A 25,322-nucleotide genomic window follows, 5' to 3' on the forward strand; every position below is an offset into this window, starting at 1 on the left:
GGTGAGTTCGCCTGTCCAGATATTGAAAACAAGTGCTATATCAGGCGCTGACCGTCCCCAGGCTTTTTTGTCCGACAGGAGAAGCCAATGACAGCAGCGTCCAACTCACTTGGCGAAATCGACCCCGAAGCAACGCTCGCGCTGCAAATCATCGAGAGCATGCCCGGCCATGCGTGGGCAGCCGATGCCGCCGGAAGGTTCACCTATGTCAGCCCAAACACCCTGGCGTTCCTCGGCAACACGCATGAGGATCTCAACACTTCCGAAGACGACGATGAGTTCGGCTGGCGTCGAGCCGTCCATCCCGACGATTATGATCCTGTAGCCGCCAGATGGCGGCATTGCCTCGAAACCGGCGATCCCTATGATACCGAGCATCGTCTACGGCGCGCCGATGGCGTCTATCGCTGGTTTCGAAGCTCAGGACGACCATTTCGCGATAGCCAGGGGCGCATCGTTCAATGGTACGGCACGACAATAGACATTGAGGACCAGAAGCGGGCCGAGTCAGCATTGCGTGACCGCGAGCGGGAACTCTCGCAACTGGTGGACATGGTCCCGAGTCACATCTGGCGGCTCGATCCCGACGGCGAGCCGATCTTCTTCAATGGGCGCATGGTTGACTTTGTCGGCCTCGACGTAGCGGATCTGGACCGACCGGGCATAAGCCGGCTGGCGGCGATGATACAGGCCGCCGTTCATCCGGACGACGCGGCAGCGTTCGGCGATGCACTCCATGGTTGCTTCGCTACCGGTGCGAGCTTCGCCATGCGCTATCGCCTGCGCCGTGCCGATGGCGTCTATCGCTGGATGTCGAGCCGGGCGGAGCCGATGCGCGATGACGCCGGCCGCATCGTCCAGTGGTACGGCCTCTGTCACGACATAGACGATCAGATGCACGCCGAAGCGGCGTTGCGGCAGAGCGAGCAGCAACTTCAGCACATGATCGACGCCGTGCCGGTCCGCATCTGGAGCGTGATGCCGACCGGCGGGCCGGTCTACTTCAACAAGCGATACCAGGACCATTTCCGCTCCGTTATCGCGAACTTTGATGCGCTCGGCGAGCCGGGCATCGAAACGTTGCTGCACAAGGTGATTCATCCCGAAGATGCACCCGAGGTGCAGCGCACGTTGCTGAGGTGTTTCGAAACTGGCGGCGGCTCCGCGATGCGGTTTCGCTGGCGCGAAAAAGACGGCACCTATCGCTGGGCTGAGTGCAGGGTCGAGCCGCGGCGCGATGACGACGGAACGGTCGTGCAGTGGTACGGGGTTTCTCTCGACATCGACGATGAGGTGCGCGCGCAAGCGGCGTTGCGCAAAAGCGAGCGGCGCCTTCAGCAGCTTATCGACACCGTGCCCGCTTTGATCTGGAGTACGACACGGGAAGGGACGCCTTCCTACGTCAACAAGCGGTTCACCGATGTAACCGGGGCCACGCTCCATGACATCACCGCCCCGGACGGATCGCCGTCGCTGAGCGTGATCCATCCAGACGATATCGACACCGCACGGCAGGCGATCCGCCATTCATTCGCAACGGGCGTACCTTACGTTCAGAGATATCACCAGAGGCGGGCCGACGGCGGCTATCGCTGGACCGAGACTCGCGCCGAGCCGCTGCGCGACGAAGATGGCAGCATTCTCCAATGGTACGGCGTGAGCGTCGACATCCATGACCTGGTGACCACGCAAGCCGCGTTGCACGACCGGGAACGAGAGCTCTCGCAACTCGTCAACATGGTTCCGAGCTACCTCTGGCGGCTGTCTCCCAACGGTGAGCCGACCTTCTTCAACAAGCGCCTGATAGATTTTCTCGGCCTGGACATAGCGGACGCGGAAAAGCCGGACACGAGCCGGTTGGCGGCCTTCATTGCCACCGTCGTCCACCCCGACGATGCAGCCAGCCTGAGGGAAGCACTCGACAGCTGCTTTGCCACCGGCGAGCGCTTCTTCATGAAGTATCGCCTGCGCCGTGCCGATGGCGCTTATCGCTGGATGGAGGGCCGCGCGGAGCCGCTGCGGGACCAGGGTGGACGCATCGTCCAATGGTACGGCCTTACGCACGACATCGACGATCAGCTGCGCGTCGAAGAAGCGCTGCGCGAGAGAGAACGCGCGCTCTGGCAGCTCGTTGAAACGCTGCCGGCAATGATCGATTGCGCCGCGCCGAACGGCGAACCGATATATCGCAGCCAGCAGCTCCGAGAATTTCTCGGATACAATCTTGAGGAGTTGGACGAAGCGGGAAAGTCCCGGCTGGCCGGCACACTCGACGCCGGTGTTCATCCCGACGACCTGACAGGTGTCAAAGAGAGATATGCCCATTGTCTGTCCACAGGCGAGCCGTATGCGCGACGGCACCGTCTGCGGCGCTTCGATGGTGAATATCGCTGGGTCGAGACGCGCGCCGCGCCGATGCGCAACGCTGAAGGCGCCATCGTGCAGTGGAACGTTATCTGCCTCGACATCGAAAATGAGGTGCGGACACAAGAGGAGCTTCGGCTGGCACAAGAGAGACTTGCGCGCGCGAGCCAGGCGGCGAGCCTTGCCGAACTCTCCGCATCCATCGCTCATGAGGTGAACCAGCCGCTGGCCGCCATCGTCGCCAACTCCAGCGCATGCCACCGTTGGCTGTCCGCCGAGCCCCCGAACGTCGAGCGCGCGAAGATCACGGCCGAGCGCATCAGCCGCGACGCCAACTCGGCGGCGGAGGTCGTCGGCCGCATCCGTGCCCTGTTCAGACCTTCGCTTGAAATGAGAACCAGCACGCCGATCCCCAGCGTCGTTGCCGAAGCACGTGACCTTATGGCCGAGGAGGCCATGCGGCGTCGCGTTCGCATGGACATCGACGTCGAAAGCAACCTTCCGCTGGTTGCGTTCGATCGCGTCCAGATCCAGCAGGTCCTGGTCAACCTCATTCGCAACGGCATGGAGGCAATGGACACCACCGCGGGCGACAAGGTTCTCGGGATGCGCGTGCGCCGGATAGAGGACACGATCCAGACCGAGGTCAGCGACCGCGGCCCGGGTATCGAACGTCTCAACAAGATATTCGAGCCGTTCTTTACAACGAAAGGGAACGGGATGGGCATGGGGCTCGCGATCTCCCGTTCGATCGTCGAGTCTCACGGCGGACGTCTTTGGGCGGAGAATAACGTGCCGCGTGGGGCGACATTCATCTTCACCCTTCCGGTTGAAGCGAAAGCTGCGCAATAACGGGCGGCGCTCAGTAAGCGCTTAGTTTTTTCGGCTCTCGGTGAAGGGGCGCCGCCGCCCCGTGCAATGCATGGATTTCCATGAGGTGCGGTTGGGGCGTGGCGGGATTAGGGTGGCGACGTGAGTCCGTCAGCCCAGTCCAGCTATCAAGAGCAAGTGCTACAAGAAGCGCCGACAATCTCCAGAGTTTGTTTGTCCGTCAGGGGCACCCGATGACGACAGCGCCCAACTCACTTGGCGAGACCGATTCCAACGCAACGCTCGCGTTAACTCATGACTTGGACCGATCCGGACCGGGAAGTGGCCGACCTTTCGCGACGATTGAATCGGGCCTGATTGACGGCAACATGATCAGCGATCTTGAAAGAGGCAGGTTGTCGCGCGTCTGGTCGCACCGTCCCCAACTCTTGCACCTGGGGCTTTTTATTACGGCCTATGTCCTGGGCTGCGGATTCGCCCAGTCGCTCGCAATCATATCTGGAACCGGGATTTCCATTTGGCCTCCGAGCGGGCTGTTCATCGCTACGCTGGTCTTCGCCTCCAGGTATAGCTGGCCGTGGTGGGTGCTGGGGGCCTGTCTGGCCGAACTGTTCGGCAACTTGTTGTGGTTCCACACTCCGCTGCCCCCGGCCTTCCTGATCTTTGCCGGCAACGCTCTTGAAGCGGTGGCCGGCGCATGGCTTGTGAACCAGACCTGCAAGCGCCCAGTTCGGCTGGAAACGTTGCGGGACGTTCTTGCTTTCATCGTACTGGCCGCTGGAATTGCGCCAGTCGCAAGCGCGACGGTGGGGAGTGCGGCGCTTGCGTGGTTTGGCATACAATCGCAAACCTTTGCGACGGCTTGGCCGCTGTGGTGGATCGGAGACGCGACGGGAGTCCTGATCGTAGCACCACTGGCGCTGGTCGTGTTCCAGAACTGGCGCGGTAAGGCGCAGCTCTCGGCAGCGCGGTGGATGGAAGCTTGCGTCCTGGGGCTGATTTTTCTTGGTATCGCCGCCCTTTCCTTGAGCAGCTATCTGCCCTTCGCCTACATCATCATGCCGCCTCTTCTTTGGGCCGCAGTGCGCTTTGAGTTCAGAGGCGCCGCCGTAGCATTGACCGTCCTCGCTCTGATCACGGCGGTATTCACGATATCCGGCGCCAGCCAATTTGCCGGCGATCCCGAGTCCCAGAAGCACAACCAGATCATGCTGCAGCTTTTCCTGGCCATCTCGGCATTTTCGGCGCTCGTCGTGGCCGCCATATCCCGGCAGCATCAGGCGGCGGTGCTCACTTTGCGCGAAAGCCTGGAGGCATTGCGCGACCGGGAGCGGGAGCTCTCGCAGCTTGTCGACATGGTTCCGAGCCACGTTTGGCGCCTGACGCCGGACGGCGAGCCGACCTTTTTCAACAAGCGAATGGTCGACTTTCTCGGCCTTGACGTAACGGATTTGGACAAACAGGGCATCAGCCGGCTGGCGGCGATGATAGCGGCCACCGTCCATCCGGACGACACAGCAGCATTCGGCGATGCGCTCAGTCACTGCCTCGCCACCGGTGAGCGCTTCTCCATGAGGTATCGCTTGCGCCGCGCCGATTGCGTCTATCACTGGATGTCGAGCCGGGCGGAGCCGATGCGCGATCAGACTGGCCGCATCGTCCAGTGGTACGGCCTCTGTCACGACATAGACGATCAGATGCAAGCCGAAGAAGCCCTGCGGCGGAGCGAATTGCAGCTTCAGCAGATGATCGACGCGGTGCCGGTCCGCATCTGGAGCGCGGTGCCGACTGGCGGGCCGGTCTACTTCAACAAGCGATACCAGGACCATTTCCGCTCCGTGATCGCCAATTTCGAAACGCTCGGAGAGCCGCGCATCGAGGAATTGCTGCAAGAACTGGTTCATCCCGAAGATGCTCCCGAGGTGCTGCGCACGTTGCTGACCTGTTTCGAAACAGGCGGCGGTTCCGCGATGCGGTTTCGCTGGCGCGAAACAGATGGCTATCGCTGGGCGGAGTGCAGGGTCGAGCCGCGGCGTGATGAAGACGGGGCGGTTGTGCAATGGTACGGGGTTTCCCTCGACATCGACGAAGAGGTGCGCGCGCAGGAAGCGCTGCGACAAGCCTCCGACAAACTCGCGCAAGCCACTCAGGCTGCAAGTCTCGCCGAGCTTTCCGCTTCGATCGCGCACGAGGTGAATCAGCCGCTGGCCGCGATCGTCGCCAATTCCCATGCATGCCACCGTTGGCTGGGCGCCGTCCCTCCGAACGTCGAACGCGCGAAGATTACCGCCGAGCGCATTATCCGGGACGCCAATTCGGCGGCGGACGTCGTCGGCCGCATCCGCGCGCTGTTCAAGCAATCCACCGAGACGAGGACCAACGCGACGCTCAGCAGTGTCATCGCAGAGGCACGCGACCTCGTGGCCGAGGAAGCGATGCGGCGGGGCGTTCGCATCAGCGTTGATGTCGGAAGCGACATTCCGCTAGTCGCGTTCGATCGCGTCCAAATCCAGCAGGTTCTGGTCAATCTCATCCGCAACGGCATGGAGGCGATGGACTCTGGTGCGGACGACGGAGTTATCAAAATCCGCGTGCGCCATATCGGGGATGTTGTCCAGACCGAAGTCAGCGATCGCGGCCGGGGCGTCGATTTTCCCGACCGGATATTCGAACCGTTCTTTACCACGAAAGAGCAAGGGATGGGCATGGGACTGGCGATCTGCCGTTCGATCATCGAGTCGCACAGCGGGCGTTTATGGGTCGAGAAGAACGAACCACGTGGAGCGACGTTTATGTTCACGTTGCCGATTGAGGCGAAAGCGGCGTCATGATGACGGACGGCCAAATTGTCTTCATCGTAGATGACGATGAACGCATCCGGGAGGCGCTCAGTGAGCTGCTGGCCGCACACGGCATGCGTGCCGTAGTGTTCGGATCGGCGGGCGATTATATCCGCGCTGACAAGCCGGACGTCCCTGCCTGCCTCATCCTCGATATCGAGTTGCCGGATATTAACGGCCTCGATCTGCAGCGGCAGATTGCCGAGGGCGATCATCCGCCGATCGTTTTCCTGACAGGACACGGCGATATCCCGTCCTCCGTGCGTGCGATCAAGCACGGCGCCGTGGATTTCCTGACTAAGCCCTTCAGCGATGCAGACCTCATGGCCGCAATCCATGCAGCGATTGCCCAAGATCGGGCACAGCGATCGGAGCGTGCCGAGTTGGGCGTGCTGAAGCAACGTTATCTCGAACTGACGCCGCGCGAACGTGAGGTGCTGCCGCTGGTGGTCAGCGGCCTGCTCAACAAGCAGGCGGCCGCTGAACTGGGGATCAGCGAAGTTACGCTGGAAATTCATAGAAGGAACGTCATGCAGAAGATGGTCGCGGCGTCGCTCGCCGACCTCGTGCGCATCGCCGAGCGATTGGGAATACCGATCACGCACTCGCGCAGGGCAGGGGGGAGCTGAGCGTGAGCAAGCGGAGGCCTGTCGTGGCGATTGTCGACGATGACCCAAGACTGCTCGAGTCGCTGGAGGACCTTCTGGAGTCCGCCGGCTATGTGGCCCGCAGCTTCTCGTCGGCGGGGGCATTGCTGGTCAGCGGCCTGTCTGGATTGGACATGCTTATCACCGACATCGGGATGCCCGGCATGGACGGCTTTGAACTTCGTGACCTGGTCAAGAAGGCGCGTCCGGACCTGCCTGTGTTCCTGATCACCGGCCGCCACGAGATAGTGGATCAGCACCGCGCCAAGGGCATTGGCGGGCTTTTTCGCAAGCCATTCGATGGCCAGGCACTGCTTGCGGCGATCGGCGACGCTTTACGCAACCCAGAAACGGAGGCTAAACATGAGAGTTGACCAATTGCCCTTACGGAGATCGACGCCGTCATCACAGCAGCGAAGGGTTGAAGCCGAGCAGCCGCTGGTCATTATTGTCGATGATGATGCCTCTGTCCGGGAGGCGCTGTCTGAATTGATCCTGTCGGCGGGTTTCCTGCCGGTGTGCTTTACCTCGACCCGTGAATTGCTTGACGCCGACGTGTTGGAGAGCCCCGGCTGCTTGATCCTCGACGTGCGCATGCCAGGGACGAGCGGTCTCGATCTGCAGCACCATCTTGCGAAAAACGGCAACCCCAAACCCATCATCTTCCTGACCGGGCATGGCGACATCCCGATGACTGTCCAGGCGATGAAGGCCGGCGCCGTGGACTTTCTCACCAAGCCGGTGCGCGATCAGACGCTGCTTGACGCCGTGATCGCGGGCATTGCGGTGGACGCCAAGCGGCGGGCGGATGCGGTGATCGTCAAGCGCAACATCGAGCGCGTCGAGACGCTGACGCCGCGCGAGCGCGAGGTTCTGCGTGAAGTGGCGCGCGGGCGCCTCAACAAGCAGGTCGCCTTCGACCTCGGCATCAGTGAAGTGACGGTCAAGCTTCACCGCGGCAATGTCATGCGGAAGATGGAGGCCGCTTCTATCGGTGAACTGATCCGGGCGTGGGAAACGCTGCCCGCGCCGATGCGCCAGGTCTAGAATTTGGCACAAGCCGAACCATGCCCATCCAATAGGATCGCCCGGCGCGCCCGGCTGTTTCAGGCTGCGGGAAATTGCTTCCTCAGCGCGCCCAGGCCTTTCTGCCTGTTGGTACGCTCGTGCTGCTGCGGGTGATCTGATGTACATCGGTGGTCCTGTTGGGTGTTTCGCGGCAAGGCCCGCGCCAACATCGGTTACCATTGAGCGGCGCTCCTCGGCGGCGCCAGCCTGACCGACAAACTCGCAACATTTCATGCAACAGCAACTGACGCCGGCCATGCCGCGTCGGTCCCCGCGCCGCTACCAAGCCTAAATTGACGTGTGTCTATAAGAGCTTGCCTTAGCCCGGCCCTATCCTCGGCGTGCCTGCCCTGCACCTTGGCATCGTATGACAGATGCTTCCGTAGAATAGGTTCGCGGCCCGGATCGATGCATCCTGTTCCTCGCAAGCCATCACGACCGTCGGGTTTCGAGCGCTCCTCGCTCGCTCCTCCCCGAACGCGACCGCGCAGGCCGACTCGACGGTCGTGATGGTGAGCAGGATGTTCAAAGCACATGGATGGACATGATGAACAAAGACGGACTTTTCTCCGTCGGCGGATCTCGCCGCGATGTCTTGTTGGCGGGCCTGATCGCCACCGTTGCCGCCGGACTGCCCCGCGCTGCTTCGGCTGCGAGCCGAAAACAAAACCTTTCCTCTTCGCCCTCAATCAAAGGAACCAAGACGATGAGCACCATCACGACCAAGGACGGCACCGAAATCTACTACAAGGATTGGGGCAAGGGTCCTGTCGTCACGTTCTCGCACGGCTGGCCGCTGAATTCCGACGCCTGGGACGGCCAGATGCTCTATCTTGCGCATAACGGCTTTCGCGTCGTTGCGCATGACCGGCGCGGCCATGGCCGATCGAGCCAGGCCACGTCCGGCAACGACATGAACGGCTATGCCGACGATCTTGCAGCTGTGATCGAGGCGCTGGATCTCCGGGACGCCACGCTGGTCGGCCATTCCACCGGAGGAGGCGAGGTTGCTCGCTATATCGGACGGCACGGGACGAAGCGGGTGGCCAAGGCTGTTCTTATCGCCGCTGTTCCGCCGATCATGGTGAAGACGCCGGCCAATCCGGAAGGTCTGCCGATCGAGGTATTCGACGGCATAAGGGCTGGCCTCGTCAAGGATCGTTCGCAGTACTACCGGGACCTCGCACCGTTGTTTTATGGCGCGAACAGGCCGAGCGCCAAGGTTTCCCAAGGGACTCTGGATCAGTTCTGGCTCTGGAGCATGCAGGCGGGTCTCGTGAACGCGTACGAAAGCGTCAAGGCGTTCTCCGAGACCGATTTTACCGAGGACCTTAAGAAGTTCGACGTACCAACCCTGGTCCTGCATGGCGAGGACGATCAGATCGTCCCCGTCAAGGACTCGGCAGTCAAGTCGGCCCGATTGATCAAAGGCGCAAAGGACGTCTATTACCCCGGCGCGCCCCACGGGATCACGGCCACGCACCAGGATCAGGTCAATGCTGACCTGCTCGCCTTCATCAAAGGATAGCACGCCCTCAGTCACGACCGCACGTTCTCCGCAATTTCCTGGAGCCGCCGATGACCACCTTTGGCAGTATTTCGCGCGCCCTGAATCGCATTTCAGGTGGCGCGCCAGGTCAAACCTTGTGCGCTCGCATAGCCGAGCGGTGGCCTGAATGCTGGTTCTGCCGGCTCATGTCCCGGATTGTGGAACCGAACCACTGCGCCATCGAGCTGGAGCGCTGGCAAAGGCGCGAAACATATGCTGCGCCACGGCTGCCATTCGGGCAACTGCGCCTGTGCAGCGCGGAGGCGATCGCCGGCGTTCGACACTACGTCGCGCTGTCGGGGGTCGTCGCCGCGCGCTTGTTCTGCCTTGAAGGCCAAAGCGCTCTCGAAGACATCAAACTGGCTAAGCGCCGGGAGTTTATCAATCGGTAGCCGTTTGCGATTGCAGCTCATTTTGGCGGTCTCAATTCGGCGTGAAATTTTCTTGGCCAGCAGTTGCGACTATCGCAGCAGCACCGGCACAATTTTTCGAAGGCAGGAACGACATGGGCGCACTATCAGGCAAGATCGCGGTGGTCACCGGCGGAAACAGCGGGATCGGACTATCGGCTGCAAAAATCTTTGCGGCCGAGGGCGCACAAGTCGTCATTACCGGCCGCCGGCGGCAGGCGGTCGAGGAAGCGGTCGCACAGATCGGGGCAGGCGCGCTGGGCATTCAGGGAAATGTGGCCGACGTGGCGCACCATGATGAGGTCGCGCAGCAGGTCCTCCAGAGGTTCGGGACGCTCGACATCTATATGGCGAACGCCGGCATAAACACCATCACGCACTCGGCCGACGTCTCCCAGGCAGAATATGATGCGCAATTTGCCGTCAACACGCGAGGCGTCTTCTTCGGCGTCCAGAAGCTGATTCCGATCATGCGGAACGGCGGCGCAATCATCCTCACAGGCTCGCTGGCCAGCGAGAAGGTTCTGGACGGTCATGCTGTTTACGCGGGCTCGAAGGCGGCAATAAATGCCTTTGCGCGCGCTTGGGCGATCGAACTGAAGTCTCGCGGCATCCGGGTCAACGTGCTCAGCCCAGGTCCGGTGGATACGGCTATTCTCGATAAGCTAGGCATACCGTTTGAGCAGCGCGGGCTGTTTGAAAAGGCGATGGCGGAGGCAATACCCCTTGGCCGGATGGGGCAGCCGGACGAACTGGCAAAAGCCGCCCTGTTCCTTGCCTCGGACGCGAGCAGTTTCGTCACGGGCATCAATCTGCGGGTCGACGGCGGGATGGCAGTGCTCTGAGCCATGACTGCGATGTCGTCGCGCCAATAGACTGCCGAATAACGCCGGAGCAATCGGTCTTCCTCACGACGATTTTCCGGGAAGCTGCCGCACGAATCCCGCCAAATAGGTCGGAGGCGAGACGTTTCGTCGACGTGGTGCAAATTGAGCCACGTAAGCGGCAAGTCGCATTGCAGGGATCGACGCGCAAGAGGGAAGTCCGCTCGCCGATACGGAAGGACCGAGGTCTCGCCCCGGTCCTTCAATTTTCTGTAGGTCGGGATCAGTGACCCCAGATGCCCTGGCCATATTCATCGTTGGGAACAGTCGGCTTGCGTACGGTTTTCGGCGCCCCGATATCGTTGTTCATTTCTTGGTCGAGGATGTATACATGTTGTCAGACGCAGTCGCAGGCTGCTGGGCTCCGTTTGATCCATAGTGGTCGCTTCCGGCAATGGCGCTTCCTGCTGTAATAACAAGCGCGGCGACAGCAAGGACTGTCATTTTCATTTCAGTAACTCCATTGATAGCTTGGATGGTATTCACCCATACAAATATAAATGCCGTGACGCAGCGACACGATCAGACGGTCCGGCTGTTTGACCCATACCAAGGCATTGGGCGATGCGGGCCGAAGGCTACCTCAATCATGCTGCAGGGCACCTGATCTCCCTGGTGACCTACCCTGCACCTTGGCATTGTATGACAGACCCTTCCGCACAATAGGTTGGCGGGCCGCGTCGGCGCATTCTCCTGAGCATTGGTCACCACAGGCCACACGGGAGAAAGCAAATGCGAAACATAACTCGAGTCCTGGCGCTCACAGCGGCGCTTGCCGCGTCGGGCGGCGGGATGGCGCAGGCGGCGAATTCTCAGCCCAAGCCGACGATCGTACTAGTGCACGGCGCCTTCGCGGAATCGTCGAGCTGGGACGCAGTCATCACCAAGCTCAGCAAAGACGGTTATGTAGCGATAGCCGCAGCTAATCCGCTCCGCGGCGTTGCCAGCGATGCGAAAGCAGTCTCAGCCATCGTCCGGTCGGTTTCCGGGCCGGTCGTGCTGGTGGGGCATTCCTACGGCGGGCCCGTCATCACCGAGGCCGCCAATGGCAATCCCAATGTAAAGGCGTTGGTCTACGTGGCGGGTTTCGCGCCGGATACCGGCGAATCGAGCCTTACGTTGTCCAGCATGTTTCCCGGCAGCACCTTGGGGAGCGCGCTTGCTCCAGTAGCGTTGCCGGACGGCGGACAAGACCTCTTCATCGAGCCGGCCAAGTTCCGCGCCCAGTTCGCCGCCGACGTTCCGCAAGAGCAGACTTTGCTGATGGCTGCCACTCAGCGCCCTGTTGCGCAGGCAGCTCTGGCTGAAGCCTCGGGCGTCGCCTCATGGAAGACGCTGCCGTCCTACATGATCTACGGCTCGGATGACCGCAACATCCCGGCAGCCGTCATGAGCTTCATGGCCAAGCGTGCGCACGCGGTAAAGACCGTCGTCATCGAGGGTGCGTCCCATGCGCTCATGGTTTCGCATCCCGACGAGGTCACGTCACTCATCGAGGATGCTGCTGCATCGGTCAGTCAGTAGCAGGCCGGAAACGCCAGCATTCGATCGAGCAACGAAAATAAACACGCAACACCAGGAGACTAGACATGAAGATCGTCGTCATCGGCGGAACCGGGCTGATCGGTTCAAAGACCGTGGAGAGACTGCGAAACAAAGGACACGACGTGCTTGCGGCGTCGCCGAATTCGGGCGTCAACACCGTTACGGGAGAGGGTCTGGCGGCCGCGCTTGCCGGTGCGCAGGTTGTTGTCGACCTCGCGAACTCGCCGTCGTTCGAGGAAAAGGCTGCCCTGGAGTTCTTCGAGGCATCCGGGCGTAATCTTTTTGCGGCCGAAACGGCCGCCGGCGTCCGTCATCACGTGGCACTGTCGGTCGTCGGTACCGACCGGCTGCAGGGCATGGGCTATTTCCGCGGCAAGTTGCTTCAGGAAAAGCTGATCAGGGAGTCCGGAATTCCCTACACCATCGTTCACGCCACTCAGTTCTTCGAATTCACCGCCGCCATCGCAAACACGGGCGCCGTCGGGGATACCATTCATATGTCGCCGGCCTACTTCCAACCCATGGCGGCTGATAATGTTGCCGATGCGATGGCGGACGTCGCGCTTGCCGCGCCGTTGAACGGCATGATCGAAATTGCCGGTCCGGAGCGTGTTCGCATGAGCGAACTTGTCGAGCGCTTCCTGAAGGCCACCAACGACCCTCGCAAAGTCGTCCCGGATCCCGGCGCGCTCTACTACGGCCAAGTGGCAATCGACGATCGAACGCTTGTGCCCGGCGAGGACGCGCGCATCGGCGCCGTGCGTTTCGATGATTGGCTCAGCCGATACACACCACCGAAGTAAGTAATCATCGGATAGGCCCACCATTCGCATTACAACAAGGAGACCAGACATGATCAAGATACTTCTCTGCGCCGCGCTCACCGCCGCTTCCGTCACCGCGGCAATGGCCAAAGACGCCGCCAGCGTGAAGCTTGTCTACGACCAGGCTCTCCCAAACGTGCCTGGCAAGAGCATGAAAGCCGTGCTCGTCGAGTACGCGCCGGGGGGTACGTCGCCGGCCCATACCCATCCCAAATCCGCGTTCATCTATGCCACGGTCCTTGAGGGGGCGATCCGAAGCCAGGTCAACGATGGACCGGTGAAGACTTATCGCGCCGGCGAGAGTTTCTCGGAATTCCCGGGCGACCGTCATGCCGTCAGCGAAAACGCCAGCAAGACGGAAGGCGCTCGCCTGCTTGCTATTTTCGTCGTCGACACCAGCGAGACGGAACTGACGACGAACGCGAACTGAAATCGTAGCCCCCGGGGCGTACGCGAAGGGACGGTCAGTGACATGAATTCGATCGCCATCCGCACACTTGCGGGGATTTCGGTCCCCGATACACCGCTTGTTGGCCGAGCAATCGAACATGCCCGCCAGCGATGTGAACCCTACTTGTTCAACCACGTGGTCCGATCCTGGCTTTTCGCGGCCCGGATCGGACAGATTCAGAATATCCAGCACGACGCGGAGGTTGTTGCCGTTGCAACCCTGTTGCACGACGTCACGCTCAATGAGGACTTCGCCGGGCCGCGCCGTTTCGAAGTGGAAGGCGCCGATCTTGCCCGCACCTTCGTTCGGGAAGGCGGCTTCGACGAGCGGCGCGCCCAATTGATCTGGGACAGCGTTGCCCTCAACTCGACGCCGTCGATCGGCCTCTACAAGGAGGCTGAGGTGGCGCTTTGCACAGCCGGCATCTGCCTCGATGTCGTCGGCTTGCAATACAGCCTCGTTTCGTCAGCCGAGTTTGCAAAGATCATCGGTGAGTTTCCACGCCTCCAAATGAAGCGACGGATGACCCGATGCTTTTGCCATGTCGCCGAGGTCCGGCCGGAAACCACCTACGACAACTTTGCCCGGGACTTCGGCGAGCGCTTTGTTTCAGGCTACAAGGCGACTTCGGCAGTTGATCTTGTGATGAACGCTCCCTTCGAAGAATGAACACAGTTTCTATCCAGGTCTCTCGATCGACGCCAGCTCAGCCGAGCCCTTCATATGATCCAAACGCCGAGCGCCTGTCGCATGCCTGCGGCAAAGCGAATTGCCGAGCGCAGCGTTCTGGGTGCCGATTTCCACCTCCTATACTTCGGTTTAGGCGCCCCAAACCAATCGATTGGCAATACATATCACCGGCACGACAGCAACATTTTGGCTCACTGGTCATCCTTAGGCTGCAATGGATTGCAAACACCTAAAGGAGATAAGTAATGAATATTGCAGCGCCACCGGTCGCTCCGAAAGGAAAAGCCGTCGCCCAACGCGCGAGTTACGCGGAGCAGTCGCCGGAATTTCTGAAGAAATTTATTGAATTTCTTGGTGCGACGCGAGAGGGGTCGATCGAAGAACCGATCCGCGACCTTGTTGCAGTCCGAGCCGCGCAGCTGAACGGGTGCACCTTCTGCCTTGATATGCACGTCAAACAGGCAAAGATTCATGGCGAGCGCGAACTGCGCCTTTACCATCTGGCAGCCTGGCGGGATTCGACCTTGTTCGTTCCTCGCGAGCGTGCAGCCTTGGCATGGACGGAAGTCTTGACCAAGCTGCCCGAGCAGGGTGTCCCGGACGAGATCTACGATCGGGTCAGGTCGCAGCTCTCCGAGAAGGAAATCTCCGATCTGACCTTCGTCGTCATGGCGGTCAACTCTTGGAACCGTCTGAACATCGGCTTCAAACCCGTCCCGGGCTCAGGCGATGCGAAGTTTGGCCTGAGCAAAGCAGCACTAAGCTAATCTTTGGAATGGGTCAGAATGGCGCTTGTTAGCGCGCCATTCTGACCGGCCAGGCGAAGGCGCGCCGACCTAGGCGACCAACCTGGAACCGATCCCAACCTCCCGGCCGCGGCCGCGAGGCGCTCTCAGGAGGGTGTCATGCGCATTGACAGTCTGCATCCAGTAATATCGGCCCGTCTTATGGTGATCGATGTCGACGCTCCACTCCGCAGTGCAGCACTCTCACTTTCCAGGCCCGCAATAGGCCTGGTCGTGGTGTGCCACGGCAGTGGGGAGGCGGCAGGCGTGCTGAGCAAGTCCGACCTCGTCCGTCATCTGGCGAATTCAGGGCCAACAGAAGCGCCGATTGCAGCATTGATGAGCACGTCCATCGTGTCCTGTGGTCCCGATGACGACCTTCATTCAGTCTGGCAGACCATGGCCGCGCAAGGCCTTCAGAATGTGCCGGTGCTCGGGGCTGACTCGAAACCGCTAGGCGTCCTCGATATCCGCGATGCGATGAAGGCGCTCTTCAAACAAGAGGAACTGCAGGAACGGCTGCTTGCCAACTATATCAGCGGGATCGGCTATCAATAGATCATGGTCTCGCGTTTGGGTATACAGAAGTATGTATCGAAGTCTTCTTAGATATAATGGATAATAAATATCATAAATTATAGAGTATTGAAGCAAATAGGCGTCGACTGAGCCGACGGGGGAATGAAATGTTTCGTCCGGACATAAAAGAAGATGTCTTCGACAGCCCGCCCGATGGTCCTGGAAGTGGTATGTCCGTGCAAATGTCGACGGCCGGCATAGTCCATGACCTGGGCAATCTCATTCAGGTCGCCTCGTCGGCGTTGAACCATCTGGCCCGCGATCCGAGCATCCAGGCGGCTCCGGCGCTTGGGCCTGTAATTGCCGGCGCCAAAACGGCTTTGGAACGGGCCGGGGGCCTTGTCCGGCAAACCATCAGCCTGGCCCGAGAGAGCCACGCGGAAATCGAATACACAAACGTAGGTGCTTGCCTGGCTGAGATCGAAACTCTCGTGCGGAGCGCCTTGGATGCCAATTTCGATCTTGAGCTTCGGGTGGGGCCGGACCTGCCTTTGGTGAGATGCGATCGCTTTGGATTGCAAAATGCGGTTCTGAATCTTCTGTTCAACGCGCGCGATGCAATGCCTGACGGCGGTTTGATCTCGATCGATGCCGGCTTGGCCTCTGAAAGCTCTACCACCGGTCAGGTAGATATCCGTGTCGCGGACAACGGTATCGGAATGACCAGCGAGACGATGGTCTGCGCCTTCGATCCGTTCTTCACCACCAAAAGCGAAGGCCTCGGCGGCGTCGGGTTGCCTATGGTGAAGCGCTTTGCCGAGCAATCAGGCGGAAGCATCGATATTCAGAGCACGCTTGGGGCAGGCACGACCGTCACTCTGCGGTTGCCTGCGGTGCGATAGCGGCCGGCCAATCTGTCTCCGGTGACAGACGTGACATACAATCGAGAGATAAAGATGGATGCACAAGTCGTTGAAAACGTCCAACAGCACCGTTTCGAGCTGCCGATCGCCGGCGATATGTTTGCGGTGGCCTACTATCGGCTCGAGGGCGGGAAGGTCGCGCTGATACACACCGAAGTCCCGTCGGAATTTTCCGGACAAGGGATCGCGTCGCGATTGGCCCAAGGGACCTTCGAACTGCTCCGCAAAACCGGCCGTAAAGCGATCTTGAAATGTCCCTTCATGAGCCGCTTTTTCGCCAAGCACCCGGACTATGCAGATGTCGTTGACGGCTAGTCAGGGCACGAATGTTGAGGGTTTCTCAGGGATCTATCCAAATGCCTGACGAGTATGATTTGCAGAGGTTCGTCAGCGCGCAGGATCCGGTCTACGACGACGCGCTGGCCATTCTACGTCGAGGAATGATGTGCACTCCCTACATGGAGTTCATCTTTCCAATGTTGGCCACCAGGCGAAGCGGTACTGCGCTTGAGCCATATGCAATCGCATCGCTCGACGAAGCCAGCGCCTATCTCTCATTTCCGATTCTCGGAGGCCGTTATCGGGAATGCGTTGGCACCCTGCAGCGGCTCTCCGGCCTAAGCGCTCGCGCTGTCTTCGGTGAGGTTGATGCGAAGAAGTTGCACGCGTCCCTCACGCTGTTTTCCGAAGCAAGCAACGACGAGTTCCTGCTCGAGACAATCTTCGACGTCTGGTTCGACGGTTTGCTCGATGAGGAAACGATGAACGATCTCTACTTGATGTCGTAGCGGTCTGCCTGCGCCACCGGCGTAAAGCCGTCGCGGCGCAGAGGTCACCATCCGCTGCCTTATCCCTTACACGCTGTCATCTGGCGGAGGCATGAGTTCGTGCTCTCCCGGCACGCCGGGGAAGCGGCGTTCGCGCCAATCCGCCTTTGCCTGCTCGATCCGTTCGGCTGAAGACGAGACGAAGTTCCAATAGATATGACGTGGCTCGGAAAAGGGCTCGCCTCCTATCAGCATCAGTCTCGCCGCATGAAAGGCAGGCGCCTGGAGCACAATCTCAGCGCCGGGCGCCAGAGCTATCAATTCAGCCTCATGAAACCTACCGAGCTGGCCGACAATTCCAACCTCACCGGCGACGATGTAGATCGCACGCTCACGGTGTTCGGGTTTCACCTGGTATCGGGCACCGCTCGTGAGCACAATTTCGGCATAGATCATGTCGGAGAACGTCCTTACCGGCGAGACCAACCCGTCGGACGCGCCGGCGATCAACGTAAACTCGACGCCGTCGGCACAGATCCTCGGTATTTCGGGAGCGCCAAAATGTGCGACGTCGGCGGCAATTTCTTCATAGCGGGAGGGGAGGGCGATCCAAGCCTGAGCGCCGAAGAGATTGCTTCCCGACGCCCGGACTTCCGGTGGCGTGCGCTCGGAATGGACGATGCCCGACCCGGCCGTCATCCAGTTGACCTCGCCAGGACGGATGGTCTGCACTTTACCGAAATTGTCGCGATGGACGATCTCGCCATCGATCAGGTAGGTCACGGCCGCAACGCCGATATGCGGATGCGGTCCCATATCGAAACCGTGACCGGCATCGAATATGGCGGGGCCGAAATGGTCGAACAGGATGAAGGGCCCGATCATGAGGCGATTCGAGGAGGGCAATACACGCCTTATCTTCAGTCCGTCCGCAAAATCACGGATAGCCGGCTGGACGAGTGTATCGATGCCTGTGATATCGCTTTGGCGGATGGTCATGGATCTCTGTCCTTCTGCATGCCTTGTCAGCCAGGTGCTCGAACGCGCTTGAACGGAGCGGCGCGAAAGACCGTCTGAATGGCATTGAGGAGCGCGAATTTGGAGCTCGCGTGGTGCTGTCCGGCGATGCCGCTTTCATTAAAAGCCGACACCCTCATCGACAGGATCGCGGCAAGATCTTCGGCCATTTCGGGCCGGTCGTGCAGCAGCGGCGCAAAGCTTTCCTGGTCTATCTCGTAAACCGTGACAGGGGTCATTGCCCGCAAACTCGACATCTCGCCAATGCCGGCGAGCAAGCCGGTCTCGCCGAAGAAATCGCCAGGTGCAAGCCGGCCGATCTCCTGCAGTCGATCATCGTCCTCGCCAATTTGCCGGACGATGACTCCCGTCCGTACGATCATGAGCGACGGCAGCATCTCCCCCTGTTGTGCGACGATCTCGCCCTTGTGGTAGGTGCGAACCGAGGCCGCTTTGGCGAGCGACTCCTGCTCGGTACCCGTCAGTGCTGAGAATACCGGTATGGAATTGATGAGTTCGATCGGGGTGAAGCCTTGCGAGGCTGCCGTCTCGTCGCCCGGCCGGTTGGTCATAGCAATCGAAGCCGAAAGCGGCTGCGCCAGCAGCATGCCGGTCGACTTTGAATGGCGATAAATGAGATCGAAGATGTCGTTCCGAGCGGCACTTCGCTGGTCAATACTTGCGACGCGAAACGACAACTCGATCTCGATAGCTGCGGCATCCAGGCTTCTGATGGTAACTGAAGGCGAAGGGTCTTGGAGGATTGAATTGCAGCTCAGCAAGACAGTGCGCATGAGATCTACGATGATCGCCGGTGTCTTCGTTGGCGCCACCTTGACGGTTACGGCAAGTCCATGGCTCTCGTCCGGACCGCTTAAATTTGTTACCCCGATCTTGGCGAGAAGGCTGTTTGGCAGCGCGACGACATTGTGGGTCGGGGTCAGGAGTTGAGTCGACCGCCAATTGGTCTCGACAACGCGGCCTTCGGTTCCGTCGCCCAGAATGATCCAGTTTCCAAGCACGTAAGGGCGGCCGAGGTTAAGCGCGATCCCCGAAAATACGTCACCAAGCGTATTCTGGAGCGCCAGTCCAAGGATGACGGCAAAGACGCCCGACGTGGCAATGAGCGTTCCGACCGGCACCGCAAAGACAAACGCCAGGATCGACAGGAACATTCCAGCGTAGACAACACCGACCACGACGTCCTGCAGGAGACGTGCCTCGCGCGGCTTTCGCTCAAAGACGAGATAGATACGGACAAATCCGATCAGCGCCCAGGCAAGGTGAACCCACCAGAGCAGCTTGACCGAGCCGATGAGGATCGCTCCTCCGGTTGTATCGTTGTCCCCTGCGGCCTCGTATGGCACGACTCGCAGGTCGAGAATCATGGCCGACATCGCGACGAAAAAGCCGAGTTGGACGACCAGCTTCGCATTGGCGAAGCGTCTGGGGATGAGGGTCCAAACGACGATCCCGGCGAGGCCGAGCAACACGATGTAGACCAGAGGAGAGTTCCACCAGTTCATGAACGATCACCGCGATGCCCAGTTCAATGTTTGGTCTCCGGCCCGGCGATCGGGCCTCTGCCGCTGGCCTTGTCTTTTTCGAGAATTGCTTCGGTGATCGAATTCGGCAGCCGTCGCGGCTTTTCGATCAGCCCGAGCACCGGCATGGCGACGATGAAGAACGCAAAATAGTAAAGCGTCGCCAGTTGGGACATGACGACGTATGCGCCTTCCGCCGGCCGGGAGCCGAGCCAGCCGAGAAAGAGGGCGTTGGCAACGAACAGCCAGAAGAGCACCCTGTACCAGGGCCGGTAGACAGCCGAGCGTACCTTCGAGGTGTCGAGCCAGGGCACCAGGAACAGCACCGCGATCGAGCCGAACATCGCGAGCACGCCGCCGAGCTTGGAATCGATCGGCCCGATATTGAAGGTGATGGCGCGCAGGATCGCGTAGAACGGCAGGAAGTACCATTCCGGCACGATATGGGCCGGCGTCTTCAGCGGATTGGCAATGCTGTTATTGTCGGGATGGCCGAGATAGTTCGGCAGGTAGAAGACGAAATAGGCGAAGAAGAACAGGAATACGAGGATGCCGAAGGCATCTTTGACGGTGGCATAGGGCGTGAAGTCCACGACATCGGTCTTCGATTTGACCTCTATGCCGGTCGGATTGTTCTGGCCGACGACGTGAAGCGCCCAGATATGCAAGGTCACCACGCCCGCAAGCACAAATGGCAGAAGGTAATGCAGCGCAAAGAAGCGGTTCAGCGTCGGATTATCGACCGCGAAGCCGCCGAGCAAAAGCTGCTGGAGCCAGTCGCCGACCAGTGGGACGGCCGTGAAGAAGTTGGTGATGACAGTAGCGCCCCAGAACGACATCTGTCCCCAAGGCAGCACGTAGCCCATGAAGGCCGTCGCCATCATCAGCAGGAGGTTGGTGCAACCGAGCACCCACAGCAACTCACGCGGCGCCTTGTACGAACCATAGTAGAGCCCACGACAGATATGGATGTAGACGGCAATGAAGAAGAACGACGCGCCGTTGGAATGGAGATAGCGCAGCAGCCAGCCCGAATTCACGTCGCGCATGATCTGCTCGACCGAATTGAAGGCCAGCCCCGTATCAGGTGCGTAATGCATCGCCAGCACGATACCGGTCAGGATCTGTGAAACCAGCATGATCGTGAGAATGCCGCCGAACGTATAGGCGTAGTTCAGGTTGCGCGGGACGGGATAGACGATGAAGCTGTCGTGCACCAGCCGCGGCAGCGGCAGGCGGGCGTCGAACCAACGTTCGATTCTGGTTTTGGGCGTATAGGTCGAGTGTTTGTTGCCGCTCATCGAAATGCCCCGCCTCAACCGATGCGGATCTTGGTGTCGGAAACGAATTGGAACACCGGTACCGCCATGTTCTCCGGCGCCGGACCCTTCCGGATGCGGCCGGCAGTATCGTATACGGAACCGTGGCATGGGCAGAACCAGCCGCCGAAATCGCCTTCCTGGCCGAGCGGGATGCAGCCAAGATGGGTGCAGACCTGTACCATCACCATCCAGGCTTCCTTGCCCGGCGTGGTTCGGTTGGCATCGGTTGCCGGCGCGTCGGCCGGCAGGTTGGCATTGCGGGCGATTGGATCCTTGAGCTCGGCGAGATTGACCGCCTCGGCTTCCTTCCTCTCTTTTTCGGTGCGGTTGCGCACGACCACCGGCTTGCCGTGCCAGTCGACGATCAGCGACGTTCCCGGCGCCAGCGAGGAGACGTCGACCTCGATCGCGGCGGGCGCTTCGACGCGCAATGTGTGCTCGGCTGTGGAGGTCTCGGAAAGGTCGGCCATGATGGCGACTCCTGTTGTTGGAAGCTGCGTCATCGCGTTGGTGGCAATCGAGCAAAAGCAGGCCACGGCTTTCGCCTTTCCAGTCTGCTCATGCCGCGCGGAATATGCCGGCCGTGGCCGGGTGTGAGCCATCGTGCCAACGGCACGTGCGTCCAATACTTTCGTTTAGGATTTCCTGAGCGAAGGACTGGCCGGGCTGGCGATGATGCCATCATGGAAGGTTCTGGATCTCTCGAGATAACCGTTGGTCACTGAGCTGGCACGCGCCCCGGCATTGCGCACGGCGATCCCCGAACTTCAGCCCGACCATACCTCGGCATAGGCACGTCTAGCTGTCGGTGTTGTAGTCGTGGTCTCCGCCAGGTGCGAGTTTCTGGGGCGGCTGTCTCGCGTGGCAGGTTTTCCGCCCGGCGAGGACCAGCGCGATTCAATCGGGTTCCGAAAAAGGGAAAAGCGGTGAAACTCTATTACAGCCCTCTCTCCTGCAGCCTGGCGGACCACATCGCACTGGAAGAAGCGGGTGTTTCCTTCGAGCGCGAAAGCGTGAACCTCAAGACCAAACGAACGGGCTCCGGGGATGATTTCACTACCGTCACGCGCAAGGGCTATGTTCCAGCCCTCGTGCTGGACAGCGGCGAAACGCTGACGGAAAATATCGCCGTCCTCGAGTGGATTGCGTCGCAATACCCGGCACTGGGAGCGGCGGGGCCGTTGGGCCGTACCCGCCTTCTCGAAGCGTTGGCCTACGTCTCAACTGAAATACACCGAAGCTTCAAGCCGATGTGGCACCAAAGCAGCGATGCCGAAAAGGCCAAGGCGAGCGCGACGATTACGAGCCAACTCGAGTTCTTCGCTGACGGGCTCGAGACCGACTATCTGTTCGGCGACAAACCCAGCGTCGCGGATTTTTATCTTTTCGTGATGCTGCTTTGGGCGGCGCGCTTCCACGTCCCTGTTCCCGCGCCTTTGCAAGCGCTCCGCGCCCGAATGGCTGCCCGGCCGGCCGTGCGCATCGCAATGGATCGTGAGGGCCTCGTCTAAAGCCGAGGGTGGCTTCGAGCATAAGATCAGACGCAACATATCCTCTCGCCCCAACAGAAGATCAGGAGTCATTCTCATGCTGGAGTTTCTGCGGATGCTGCATCCAGCCGCTTCCAAGCGCGGGGAAGGCCAAAGTCTCGAATTTCTGAGGAGGGAAATCGAGGAAACGCTGGACCTTACCGACATTCAGTCAGAGCTCGCCGCACTGCCTCCTGGCCGAGTGGTTACAATCCTGGATTCGCCCCAGTCACCGTCGAAATAAGCGCAATATTTCCTGTCGGCCGATGCGGGCGGTCTGGTCGTTCCGGCTTGTTGGTCATCATAGAGGCTTTATCATGAATGCGAGTAAGGCTCCCGAGACGGTCGATCATCGCCGCCGGCGCATTGTTGGTGCAACAGCAATGACGCTCGCCGCCACCGAACTCGGCTTGAGCGCGCCGGCAGCCACTTGGACGGTCGAGGCAAGGGCATCCGCGACGCAAGCCCGGCAGAAATCATTCGGCTCGCCTAGACAGGTCAATGCCGGAAAACTGAGCGTCGGATATGCCGAGCTAGGGCCTGCTGACGGTGCCCCAGTGATCCTGCTTCATGGCTGGCCTTATGACGTTCACACCTACACCGACGTCGCTCCTTTGCTTGCCGCAAAGGGGTACCGCGTGATTGTGCCCTACCTGCGCGGCTACGGCACTACGCGCTTCCTGTCGGACGAGACGATGCGCAACGGCCAGCAGTCGGCGCTCGCCGTGGATACGATTGCCCTGATGGATGCGCTGGGGATCGAAAAGGCCACGATCGCCGGCTGCGACTGGGGCGCCCGAACGGCCAATGTTGTTGCCGCGCTCTGGCCCGAGCGTTGCAAGGCGATCGTCTCGGTGAGCGGCTATCTCATCGGAAATCAGCAGGTCGGCATGGTGCCGCTGCCACCCGAGGCGGAGCTTCAATGGTGGTATCAGTATTACTTCGCCACGGATCGCGGCCGCGCCGGCTATGAGAAATACACGCGCGATTTCGCCAAACTCATTTGGCAACTCGCTTCGCCGCAGTGGAATTTCGACGATAACATCTTCCAGCGCAGCGCCGCAGCCCTGGACAACCCGGATCACGTCAGCATCGTCATTCACAATTACCGCTGGAGGCTCGGCCTGGCGCAGGGCGAGCCGGAATATGACGGTCTGGAAAACCGGCTGGCCGAAGCTCCCGTGATCATCGTGCCGACTATTACCCTTGAGGGTGATGCCAACGGCGCACCCCATCCCGACAGCAGTTCCTACGCCAAGAAATTTTCGGGCAGATACACGCACCGGATCATCACCGGCGGTATCGGCCACAACTTGCCTCAAGAAGCCCCGCAAGCCTTTGCCCAGGCTGTCATCGACGTCGGCGAATATTGATATCCATTCTGGTTCTCGGCACAGCCTCCTGTCGGCTTAGGCGAGAACAGCTCTCCCGCCGACCCAGACCGACGCGATGTTGGCCTTGGAAGCGGAGTAGACGATCTTCTGAAGGATGCCGTCGCCGTCGTCGAGTTCGTCCCACAGGTGAATTGTGCCTCTGGGCGCGGCGGTGTCGACCAGGATCGCATCGAAATGGTAGCCAGGCGAGAATCGCCCCACAGGCAAGCCGAGTGCCGCGCCGCCGCCTACCGTCGCTAGGTGGAAGGCCTCGCGAAAGTCGACGCGGGCTGTTCCGGCCGTGCCGCGCGCCTCGGCCGCTAGCGCCGGGTCGGTGCCGGTTTCCAGCATGCGCGACGACATGACCGTCGCGCGCATCGCATCGAACATCGAGGCGCTCGGTCCCCCGGAAATATCGGTGCCGAGCCCGACCTTGACACCCTTCTCGAGGGCCGCCCTCAACGGGAACACGGCGCCTGCGAAATAGGCGTTGGAAACGGCGCAGTGCGCCACGGCCGCCTTGCGCACGCGGATCGTCTCCATGTCGGCAAGCGTAATGAAATTGGCGTGCGCGAGCACGCTGCCGGCGCGCAGCAGGCCAAAGCGATCAAGGCTCGACGTGTCGCTGATCCCGTGGCGCTGCAGCACGTAGCCATGCGCCCAGTCGCTCTCCGAGCAATGCGTCTGCACATGGCAGCCGCATTCCTGCGCAAGCGTGCCGAGCCCTTCGAGGGCGGCGTCGGTACAAGAGGGGATGAAGCGCGGCGTAATGACCGGCTTTACCCGTCCCGTGGCATTGTCCGGATGCCCATGCACGTAGTCGATCAGAGCGCGCGTGCCATCGATGGCCGCGTCCGCCGAGCTATCGCGATAATAGGCCGGGCATTCGTTGGGATTGTCCATCGCCACTTTGCCGACCAGCGCACGTTGTCCGCGTTCGAGGCAGATGTCGACGAGCAGCCTTGTCGCGTCCTGGTGGATGGTTGCGAAGTAGAGCGCTGTGGTCGTGCCGTTGGCGATCAGGTCGTCGACCAGCAGGCCGTAGCTGCGCCGGGCGAAGGCGAGATCGGCGTAGCGCGCCTCCAGGGGAAACGTGTGTTTGTGAAGCCAGGCCTCGAGCGGCACGTCCAGCGCCCGGCCGAGCTGCGGATATTGTGGCGCGTGCACGTGAAGATCGACGAAGCCGGGCAGCAGATAACTCTGCGCCGGCAAGGTCGCCAGCGAACCGGTCCGGCGCGCGGCCTCCAGCGCCTCGTCATAGCCGGCATCATGCGGATGCAGCACCGAGGCGATGATGCCTGATTGATCGACTGCGATCAGGGCATGGCGCAACTCTTCCACGAGCCCGCGCTCCGGCGCGTGAAAGCCGCTGGCCAGAAGCGTCTTGCCGCTCAGGTCGCTCACCTGTCCTCCGCCGAAGAACAGTTACGCACTGCCGTC

24 protein-coding genes and 2 pseudogenes are annotated in these 25,322 nt (G+C 60.6%); 20 read left to right on the forward strand and 6 right to left on the reverse strand.

Translation table 11 applies throughout. The annotated features are described in order from the left end of the window. Positions 1–87: 87 nt before the first annotated feature. The 9 genes and pseudogenes from AC0L2X_RS02150 to AC0L2X_RS02190 all read left to right on the forward strand — a co-directional run bounded on the left by AC0L2X_RS02150 (position 88) and on the right by AC0L2X_RS02190 (position 10,554). On the forward strand, positions 88–3,216 hold the full coding sequence (locus tag AC0L2X_RS02150; protein ID WP_473599240.1) for a PAS domain-containing protein: 3,129 nt from the start codon (positions 88–90) through the stop codon (positions 3,214–3,216). A gap of 374 nt (positions 3,217–3,590) precedes the next feature. Continuing rightward, positions 3,591–5,336 (forward strand): annotated as a pseudogene (locus AC0L2X_RS02155) (MASE1 domain-containing protein); the annotation flags it as partial. 30 nt (positions 5,337–5,366) lie between these two features. Further along, a pseudogene (locus AC0L2X_RS02160) lies at positions 5,367–6,026 on the forward strand (sensor histidine kinase); the annotation flags it as partial. Next, positions 6,023–6,664: a response regulator transcription factor gene (locus AC0L2X_RS02165; protein WP_473553455.1), complete on the forward strand. Its 642-nt coding sequence runs from the start codon at positions 6,023–6,025 to the stop codon at positions 6,662–6,664. The pseudogene AC0L2X_RS02160 and the gene AC0L2X_RS02165, both read left to right, overlap by 4 nt. 2 nt (positions 6,665–6,666) lie before the next feature. Further along, the gene (locus AC0L2X_RS02170) at positions 6,667–7,056 is read left to right on the forward strand and encodes a response regulator (protein WP_023716983.1); all 390 of its coding nucleotides are present in this window, start codon (positions 6,667–6,669) and stop codon (positions 7,054–7,056) included. Continuing rightward, the gene (locus AC0L2X_RS02175; protein WP_473553689.1) at positions 7,046–7,729 is read left to right on the forward strand and encodes a response regulator transcription factor; all 684 of its coding nucleotides are present in this window, start codon (positions 7,046–7,048) and stop codon (positions 7,727–7,729) included. Before AC0L2X_RS02170 ends, AC0L2X_RS02175 begins: the two co-directional genes overlap by 11 nt. Positions 7,730–8,297: 568 nt before the next feature. Beyond that, on the forward strand, positions 8,298–9,278 hold the full coding sequence (locus AC0L2X_RS02180) for an alpha/beta fold hydrolase (protein ID WP_473553457.1): 981 nt from the start codon (positions 8,298–8,300) through the stop codon (positions 9,276–9,278). Between the two features lie 50 nt (positions 9,279–9,328). After that, complete coding sequence (locus AC0L2X_RS02185; RefSeq protein ID WP_473553458.1) at positions 9,329–9,691, forward strand: hypothetical protein; 363 nt, start codon at positions 9,329–9,331, stop codon at positions 9,689–9,691. A 113-nt stretch (positions 9,692–9,804) separates the two neighbouring features. Further along, positions 9,805–10,554, forward strand: coding sequence for a glucose 1-dehydrogenase (locus AC0L2X_RS02190; protein ID WP_473553460.1), 750 nt, complete (start codon positions 9,805–9,807; stop codon positions 10,552–10,554). A 345-nt stretch (positions 10,555–10,899) separates the two neighbouring features. On the opposite strand, the gene AC0L2X_RS02195 is transcribed toward AC0L2X_RS02190, so the two are convergent. Then, entirely contained in the window at positions 10,900–11,043 is a 144-nt protein-coding gene (locus tag AC0L2X_RS02195) for a DUF680 domain-containing protein (protein WP_473553461.1), read from the reverse strand. A 282-nt stretch (positions 11,044–11,325) separates the two neighbouring features. Here AC0L2X_RS02195 and AC0L2X_RS02200 point away from each other — a divergent pair, with 282 nt between their 5' ends. From AC0L2X_RS02200 to AC0L2X_RS02240, 9 genes are all read left to right on the forward strand, one after another. Beyond that, the gene (locus AC0L2X_RS02200) at positions 11,326–12,117 is read left to right on the forward strand and encodes an alpha/beta fold hydrolase (RefSeq protein WP_352592496.1); all 792 of its coding nucleotides are present in this window, start codon (positions 11,326–11,328) and stop codon (positions 12,115–12,117) included. Between the two features lie 65 nt (positions 12,118–12,182). After that, complete coding sequence (locus AC0L2X_RS02205; protein WP_473553463.1) at positions 12,183–12,941, forward strand: SDR family oxidoreductase; 759 nt, start codon at positions 12,183–12,185, stop codon at positions 12,939–12,941. Positions 12,942–12,990: 49 nt separating this feature from the next. Next, positions 12,991–13,392, forward strand: coding sequence for a cupin domain-containing protein (locus tag AC0L2X_RS02210; protein WP_473553464.1), 402 nt, complete (start codon positions 12,991–12,993; stop codon positions 13,390–13,392). 42 nt (positions 13,393–13,434) lie between these two features. Next, the gene (locus tag AC0L2X_RS02215; protein ID WP_473553465.1) at positions 13,435–14,082 is read left to right on the forward strand and encodes an HD domain-containing protein; all 648 of its coding nucleotides are present in this window, start codon (positions 13,435–13,437) and stop codon (positions 14,080–14,082) included. Between the two features lie 266 nt (positions 14,083–14,348). Then, positions 14,349–14,870 carry a carboxymuconolactone decarboxylase family protein gene (locus tag AC0L2X_RS02220; RefSeq protein ID WP_473553467.1) on the forward strand — a complete coding sequence of 174 codons (522 nt, stop codon included), beginning with the start codon at positions 14,349–14,351 and terminating at the stop codon, positions 14,868–14,870. A gap of 138 nt (positions 14,871–15,008) precedes the next feature. Then, a complete protein-coding gene (locus tag AC0L2X_RS02225; protein WP_031211084.1) occupies positions 15,009–15,446 on the forward strand; it encodes a CBS domain-containing protein in 438 nt (145 codons plus the stop codon). 128 nt (positions 15,447–15,574) lie between these two features. Beyond that, positions 15,575–16,309 (forward strand): sensor histidine kinase, encoded by a 735-nt coding sequence (locus AC0L2X_RS02230; protein ID WP_473553468.1) that lies wholly within the window; start codon positions 15,575–15,577, stop codon positions 16,307–16,309. A gap of 54 nt (positions 16,310–16,363) precedes the next feature. Then, a complete protein-coding gene (locus AC0L2X_RS02235) occupies positions 16,364–16,645 on the forward strand; it encodes a GNAT family N-acetyltransferase (protein ID WP_473553469.1) in 282 nt (93 codons plus the stop codon). A gap of 41 nt (positions 16,646–16,686) precedes the next feature. Then, positions 16,687–17,118, forward strand: a complete 432-nt coding sequence (locus AC0L2X_RS02240; RefSeq protein ID WP_473553471.1) for a DUF1810 domain-containing protein — start codon at positions 16,687–16,689, stop codon at positions 17,116–17,118. Positions 17,119–17,184: 66 nt separating this feature from the next. Here the strand turns inward: AC0L2X_RS02240 and AC0L2X_RS02245 are convergent, their stop codons facing one another. The 4 genes from AC0L2X_RS02245 to petA are packed head-to-tail and all read right to left on the reverse strand — an operon-like array spanning position 17,185 to position 21,450. Next, entirely contained in the window at positions 17,185–18,096 is a 912-nt protein-coding gene (locus tag AC0L2X_RS02245; protein WP_473553472.1) for a pirin family protein, read from the reverse strand. A 26-nt stretch (positions 18,097–18,122) separates the two neighbouring features. Beyond that, positions 18,123–19,640: a mechanosensitive ion channel family protein gene (locus AC0L2X_RS02250; RefSeq protein WP_473553473.1), complete on the reverse strand. Its 1,518-nt coding sequence runs from the start codon at positions 19,638–19,640 to the stop codon at positions 18,123–18,125. Between the two features lie 23 nt (positions 19,641–19,663). Beyond that, positions 19,664–20,959, reverse strand: coding sequence for a cytochrome b (locus AC0L2X_RS02255; RefSeq protein ID WP_473553475.1), 1,296 nt, complete (start codon positions 20,957–20,959; stop codon positions 19,664–19,666). 14 nt (positions 20,960–20,973) lie between these two features. Continuing rightward, positions 20,974–21,450, reverse strand: coding sequence for a ubiquinol-cytochrome c reductase iron-sulfur subunit (gene petA, locus AC0L2X_RS02260; protein ID WP_473553477.1), 477 nt, complete (start codon positions 21,448–21,450; stop codon positions 20,974–20,976). 456 nt (positions 21,451–21,906) lie between these two features. Here petA and AC0L2X_RS02265 point away from each other — a divergent pair, with 456 nt between their 5' ends. Continuing rightward, positions 21,907–22,491 carry a glutathione binding-like protein gene (locus AC0L2X_RS02265; protein ID WP_473553478.1) on the forward strand — a complete coding sequence of 195 codons (585 nt, stop codon included), beginning with the start codon at positions 21,907–21,909 and terminating at the stop codon, positions 22,489–22,491. 335 nt (positions 22,492–22,826) lie between these two features. After that, positions 22,827–23,882, forward strand: a complete 1,056-nt coding sequence (locus AC0L2X_RS02270) for an alpha/beta fold hydrolase (protein WP_473553691.1) — start codon at positions 22,827–22,829, stop codon at positions 23,880–23,882. A 36-nt stretch (positions 23,883–23,918) separates the two neighbouring features. On the opposite strand, the gene guaD is transcribed toward AC0L2X_RS02270, so the two are convergent. Beyond that, positions 23,919–25,286: a guanine deaminase gene (gene guaD / locus AC0L2X_RS02275; RefSeq protein WP_473553480.1), complete on the reverse strand. Its 1,368-nt coding sequence runs from the start codon at positions 25,284–25,286 to the stop codon at positions 23,919–23,921. Positions 25,287–25,322 lie beyond the last annotated feature (36 nt).

Source organism: Mesorhizobium sp. WSM4828, from assembly GCF_055811175.1.